Below are 3950 nucleotides of genomic sequence, written 5' to 3' on the forward strand. Positions count from 1 at the left end.
CAAAGATGGCGATATGAAGGTTATTGCTTCTACCACCGATACCTTTTACCTGGCCAATGGTTTGAACAAAGACAGCACCTACTGGTTGGCGGTGCGCAGTGTAATGGGAGGTACTATCGGCCGCCGCAGTATTGCTCAACCTTCTTTACTGGTACCCGGCGGATGCACGCTGCCTGTACTTAATTATGATGTAACGCCCGATTCACTGGTGGTAGCCGCTCATACCGGGCGTAAATACACTTCTTCGCAACTGGGCGCCATGACACCGCAGGTTCATATCACCAACCTGGGTAATGTAGCAGCATCCGGGCCTGCTGCCATCAGCTACCAGGTAAATGGCGGAATACCGGTAACAGAAACCACCAATATAAACCTGGGGATCCATTCAAATTTTACCTACCGGTTTTCGAGTGCTTATGATTTAAGCGCGCCCGGAACCTATACCGTTAAAGCCTGGATCAAATACAGCAACGATACCATACCCGGTAATGATACCACTACTACTATAATAAAACATTTGCAAAACGACCCTGTTGTATTAAACCCTACCTATACTGAAGGATTTGAAAGCGCAGCAGCCCAAACCTGTTATAAAGGCACCATGGGTTTTGAAGGGCTCGATCGCTGCGACTTCAACAGCAGCACCCCATATGGCCGGGCGCGAACTTTTGTAAATACCGGTATGGCGCGAACCGGCAACCGCGCTATTACCCTTGATCAATTATCTTCATGCGCCGACAGCCTCATTGCCACCTTTAACCTGGCTAATTACAGCACAACCGGACAGGTATGGTTATCATTATATGCGAAAAACCAAGGCATTACCTTTTCAGCCGCCGGCAATAAGGTTTGGATCAGGGGAAGCGATCAGGATGCATGGATACCAGTATATACTTTACCCTACAAACTGGCAGATACCGGTGTTTATAGCCCTATGCCACCGGTAAATATCACCGAAACACTGGGTACAGCCTCGCCTGCACAAACACTCACCAGCAGCTTTCAGATCAAAATGGGCGAGGAAGGAAATTTCCCTACCGATAACAGCTCTTTAAGAAATGGCTACACGTATGATGATGTAACGTTTACGCTAAAAAATGATGCGGTAGGGATGATGCAGATAGTAAATCCTTACTGGGTACGCTGTTCTTCCGGTCCGGCTGAGCCTGTGACCATAAAGATCAGGAACTACGGTCCCGTTACTCTTACAAATGTTCCTGTAAGCTACCAGGTTAACAGCAACACGCCGGTTACTGAAAATATAACAGCTATTGCCCCCTTCGCTACCATAAACTATACGTTTAACCAAACAGCCGACCTCTCGCAATCGAATCAATATAATATTAAGGCATGGACACACTATAATACCGATTCCTATCCGGTCAATGACACCATTTCAGAAACTGTTTATATAACTAATGTTATCACCAACTATCCTTACCTCGAAGGGTTTGAAGGAGCTAACAGCTCCTGGTTTACCGCAGGCATCAATAGCAGTTGGCAATGCGGTAAGCCCTCCGGCGCCGTGATTAAAAATGCGGCCAATGGCAATAAAGCCTGGATTACCGGAATAAATAGCGGGTATAATAACAACGAATTATCATACCTGTACTCGCCCTGTTTCGACTTAAGCCCATTGACACAACCTGTTTTGTCGTTCAGCCATATTTACGATATGCAGGACAATGGGGCATCCGATCATCACTGGGTTGAATACAGTACGGATGGACAAATATGGAAAAAACTGGGCAATTTTCAGGACGGTGTCAACTGGTATCAAAGGCTAGACAGTTCATGGGCAGGATCCTTTCTCCGGTGGCACGTCTCAAGCTTTGATATACCAGCAACAGGCGCCACGATACGCTTCAGAATAGTATTCCAAAGCGATTCGTCTGTTACCAGGGAAGGAATAGGCATTGACGATGTGCACATTTTCGATAAAGCTTCCATTTATGAAGGCGATAGCCTTACCAGTGGAATTATTCAACCCGTGAGTGGTAATCACTGGATCGATTTCACCTCAGACATGGGATTCGATCCCGGCATGAAACTCATCGCCTCCATCAATGCAAACGGACAAGACCTTGGCAACACTGAAGTAAAAGTATACCCAAATGATTTCGAACCCTGTAATGATGGTTATCAATATTATTTGGGAAGAAATATTGTTATTCGATCAACTAATAAACCTACAGCCCCTGTAAAGGTCCGATTCTACATTACAGAGGATAATATTTGGGCAATGTATTTTAATGCTAATGATTGTAATGGATGCATAAAACTTTCAAGTGCGTATGATGCAGGCATTACGCAATACAGTAACGCCCCATCAGAAGAGGATGGTTCGTTAGCCAACAATAAGAACGGTATATACCGATTTATTAGTCCTTCGCAGGTGGACATTATTCCTTATGACAAAGGATATTATGCCGAATTTGAAGTAACCGGCTTCTCTGAATTCTGGCTCAGCAGCGTTCCTCCCCCTAACGCGTTGCCGATGGTATTGGGCGCATTTACAGCTACCAACAATAAGAATACTGCTTTATTAGAATGGCTTACCTATTCCGAATCGAATACCAGCCAGTTTGTTATTGAAAGAAGCACCAATGGCACAAACTATATACCTGCAGGTACGCTGGCAGCAAGCGGCAGCAGTTCTTCCCTGAAAAATTACCGTTTTACCGACTACCATCCGGAACCAGGAAAAAATTATTACCGTATCAGGTTAATAGATATAGATGGTAAATTCAGTTATTCACCAACACGAATAGTAACTTTTGCAGATAACAACTTTACAGTCGACATCAAGCCTAACCCGGTAACCCAGGGCACTGTATTTATCAACAGCACTGCCAACTGTAACAGGATTGAATTGCGCGATGGCACCGGCAGATTAATAAGATCGGTTGCTGTAAATGGAATGCAAACACAACTACCGGTACAGCATTTAACAAAAGGTCTTTATTTTTTAACCGTAATAACCGATCAGGGTAAAAAAGTTGAAAAACTGATTATTCAGTAAAAAATAAGGTTGACAATAAAAAGGTGCCTCAAAATATTTGTTTGAGGCACCTTTTTATTTTCAGTTCATATGCTAATATATATGCATCAATTGCCAATAGGTTTTACTGCCTGTTTTAATAATGCCTTTATATTTATGACCTATGGTCATAAAAAATGTATTGCTTTCTATTGCCGCCTGTATCTTCTTTTTACCTGTAGTAAGGGCCAATGGCTCAACCGACATCAAGCCAACACCCCGGGCCACGCAAATAGCAGCAATAAAAAACAATACTATAGTAATTGTAACCGGCAGCACATTTCGCTTTACGGTAGATACACCCGAAGACCAGGGCCTGGTATCAACTAAGCCAACCGTACAACAATTACTGGAACAACTAATGTCGAAAGACGGTTCTGTACAACAATACCGGGTTACAGACAAACTGGGAAATATTAAAAGCAACGGAGCTATTACCGCCGGCGACCAATTGGTGGTAACAGCGCAGGATGGTATAGCCATGAAAAAATACCTGCTGGTGCTGCAACCCCTGGCGCTGGGCGGACAGCTTAATTTTCAGCAGGAACGGGTAACGGTGAATACATCAAAAGACCTGGTACTTTTCTACACAGCCGGGCAACGCAGTCCCGATGCGTCGGTAAAAATTTATCTGCCTGCAGGCATTCATGCCACTTTACAAAATACTACCGTGAATGTGATCGGCCGGGGCGATGTTGCCCTGCAAAACCTGGCGCAACAATCTATTGGCAGAACAGGGACCAGGTATTCTTACAATAAAGTAGGCGCGGTTACCATTACCTCCCTGGCCAATGGCGGTTCTGTTTTGCATTTCAGCCATCTCGATCTGCGGCCGGCTAATGGGGCTGATCTGACAATCGTGATCCGGAATGTACGCTTTACAAAAACGGGTAATTATGCATTCAAAGCA

The 3950-nt window shown here is 44.5% G+C and carries 1 protein-coding gene and 1 pseudogene; both read left to right on the forward strand.

The annotated features are described in order from the left end of the window. The coding region (locus tag ACJ751_RS19660; protein WP_407747225.1) for a T9SS type A sorting domain-containing protein at window positions 1-3022 on the forward strand (3022 nt) is incomplete at its 5' end. A gap of 142 nt (window positions 3023-3164) precedes the next feature. Then, window positions 3165-3950, forward strand: a pseudogene (locus tag ACJ751_RS19665) (endopygalactorunase); the annotation flags it as partial.

Source organism: Niastella sp. (assembly GCF_045805085.1).
In the GTDB taxonomy this organism is placed as follows: domain Bacteria; phylum Bacteroidota; class Bacteroidia; order Chitinophagales; family Chitinophagaceae; genus Niastella.